We start from the raw sequence: 2,728 nt of genomic DNA, 5'->3' as shown, positions 1-2,728 counted from the left end.
CATCCGGATCGCCTATGGCGGCATGGCCGGCACGCCGAAGCGCGCCGCCGCGACCGAGGCGGCGCTGCTGGGCCAGCCCTGGACCGAGGCGACGGTGCGCGCCGCCCTGCCGCGGCTGCAGGACGACTTCACCCCGCTGACGGACTGGCGCGCCAGCGCCGGCTACCGCGCCAAGGTCGCAGCCAACCTGCTCTTGAAGCTGCATGCCGAAACCGCCGCCCCCGCCACCGAGACGCGGCTGGTCGGCGCCCAAGCCTTAGCCCGACCGAGCCTGGCCCATGCCTGACACCACCTTGTCCCAAGCCAAGGCACAGCCGGCGGCCGACCGCATCGACGGCGCGGTGCACGACCCGCGCCGGCACGACAGCGCCCACAAGCATGTCAGCGGCGAGGCCGTCTATGTCGACGACATCCCGGAGCCGGCGGGCCTGCTGCATGTCTGCCTGGGGCTGAGCGAGAAGGCGCATGCCCGGATCCGGTCGATCGACCTGGCCAAGGTGCGCGCCGCGCCCGGCGTGGTCCGCGTCTTCACCGCCGCCGACGTGCCCGGCGAGAACGACATCGGCTGCAACCATCTGGGCGACGAGCCGCTGTTCGCCACCGACCTGGTGCAGCATGTCGGCCAGCCGGTCTTCGCCGTGGCCGCCGAGACCCGCGACCAGGCCCGCCGCGCCGCCCGCCTGGCCGCGATCGACTATGAGGAGCTGCCGGCGGTCCTGGACTACGACGCCGCCAAGGCCGCCGGCACGCTGGTGACCAAGCCGATGACGCTGCAGCGCGGCGACGCCAGGGCGGCGATCGCGGCCGCCCCGCACAGGGTCGAGGGCCGGATGCGGATCGGCGGGCAGGAGCATTTCTACCTGGAGAGCCAGGTGGCCCTGGCCCTGCCGGGCGAGGATGGCGACGTCACCGTCCACTCCTCGACCCAGCACCCGAGCGAGGTGCAGCACATCGTCGCCAGCGTGCTGGGCGTGCCGGATGGGGCGGTGACGGTCGAGATCCGGCGCATGGGCGGCGGCTTCGGCGGCAAGGAGACCCAGGCCAACCTGTTCGCCGCCGCGGCCGCCCTGGTGGCCAAGGCCACCGGCCGCGCCGCCAAGCTGCGCCCGGACCGCGACGACGACATGGTGATCACCGGCAAGCGCCACGATTTCGAGGTCGACTATGCGGTCGGCTTCGACGAGGAGGGCCGGATCGAGGGCGTCGACATGCTGCTGGCGGCGCGCTGCGGCTGGTCCGCCGACCTGTCCGGCCCGGTCACCGACCGCGCGCTGTTCCACGCCGACAACGCCTATTACTACCCGGCGGTGCATCTGGCCTCGCTGCCCTTGAAGACCAACACCCAGTCGAACACCGCCTTCCGCGGTTTCGGCGGGCCGCAGGGGCTGGTGGCCGGCGAGCGGCTGATCGAGGAGATCGCCTTCGCCACGGGCCGCGACCCCCTCGAGATCCGCAAGCTGAACTTCTACGGCACCGCCGACCGCAATGTGACGCCCTACCACCAGACGGTGGAGGACAACATCGCGCCGCAGCTGGTGGCGGAGCTGGAGCGCGACAGCGACTACTGGAACCGGCGCGAGGAGATCCGCGCCTGGAACAGGACCAGCCGGTTTCTCAAGCGCGGCCTGGCGCTGACGCCGGTGAAGTTCGGCATCTCCTTCACCTTCACCGCCTACAACCAGGCCGGCGCGCTGGTGCATGTCTACAAGGACGGGTCGATCCACCTGAACCATGGCGGCACCGAGATGGGCCAGGGCCTGTACACCAAGGTCGCCCAGGTGGTGGCGGAGGAGTTCCAGGTCGATATCGGCCGCGTCCACATCACCGCCACCACCACCGGCAAGGTGCCGAACACCTCGGCCACCGCCGCCTCCTCCGGCGCCGACCTGAACGGCATGGCGGCCCGGGCCGGGGCGCGGATGATCAAGGAGCGGCTGATCGCCTTCGCCGCCGAGCGCTGGCAGGTCAAGCCGGACCAGGTCGTGTTCCGCCGCAACGTCGTGCGGATCGGCGACCAGGAGGTGCCGTTCCCGGAGCTGGTGCGCGCCGCCTATTTCGGCCGGGTGCAGCTGTCCGCCGCCGGCTTCTACAAGACGCCGAAGATCCATTGGGACCGCGCCGCCGGCCGCGGCCGGCCCTTCTACTACTTCGCCTATGGCGCCGCGGTCAGCGAGGTCACGGTCGACACCCTGACCGGCGAGTACCGGCTGGACCGCACCGACATCCTGCACGATGCCGGCCAGTCGCTGAACCCGGCGATCGACAAGGGCCAAATCGAGGGCGGCTTCGTCCAGGGCGCCGGCTGGCTGACCATGGAGGAGCTGTGGTGGGATGCGAAGGGCCGGCTGCGCACCCATGCGCCCTCCACCTACAAGATCCCGGTGGCGAGCGACCGGCCGAAGATCTTCAACGTCCGGCTGGCCGACACGCGCAACCATGAGGAGACGATCTATCGCTCCAAGGCGGTGGGCGAGCCGCCTTTCATGCTGCCGATCTCGGTACTGGAAGCCCTGTCGATGGCGGTCGCCAGTGTCGCGGATTACCGAGAATGCCCGCGGCTCGACGCGCCGGCAACACCGGAGCGTGTGCTGATGGCCGTCGAACGCCTTCGGCGCGCCTGACGGCCATCAATCCGGTGTTAGAGCATCCCGCTTGCAAGTGGCATCACCGGAAGCGGAAAGGAAACAGAACGCACGGCCTCTAGAGCCGCGGAAGTTCATTGATGCTG

At 70.4% G+C, this 2,728-nt stretch carries 1 protein-coding gene and 1 pseudogene; both read left to right on the top strand.

What is annotated here, in order from left to right:
- Positions 1-286, top strand: a pseudogene (locus ABDW35_RS35180) (xanthine dehydrogenase small subunit); the annotation flags it as partial.
- Positions 279-2,621, top strand: coding sequence for a xanthine dehydrogenase molybdopterin binding subunit (gene xdhB, locus ABDW35_RS35175; protein WP_343718487.1), 2,343 nt, complete (start codon positions 279-281; stop codon positions 2,619-2,621). The pseudogene ABDW35_RS35180 and the gene xdhB, both read left to right, overlap by 8 nt.
- Positions 2,622-2,728: the final 107 nt, after the last annotated feature.

Source organism: Inquilinus sp., assembly GCF_039594555.1.
Lineage (GTDB): Bacteria > Pseudomonadota > Alphaproteobacteria > DSM-16000 > Inquilinaceae > Inquilinus.
Note: the sequence above shows the minus strand (reverse complement) of the source record. Positions and strands in the feature narration are given on the sequence as shown.

What these genes read in the sequence shown, in the direction of transcription:
- xdhB (WP_343718487.1), top strand. Translation starts at nt 279, where the DNA reads ATGCCTGACACCACCTTGTCCCAAGCCAAGGCACAGCCGGCGGCCGAC.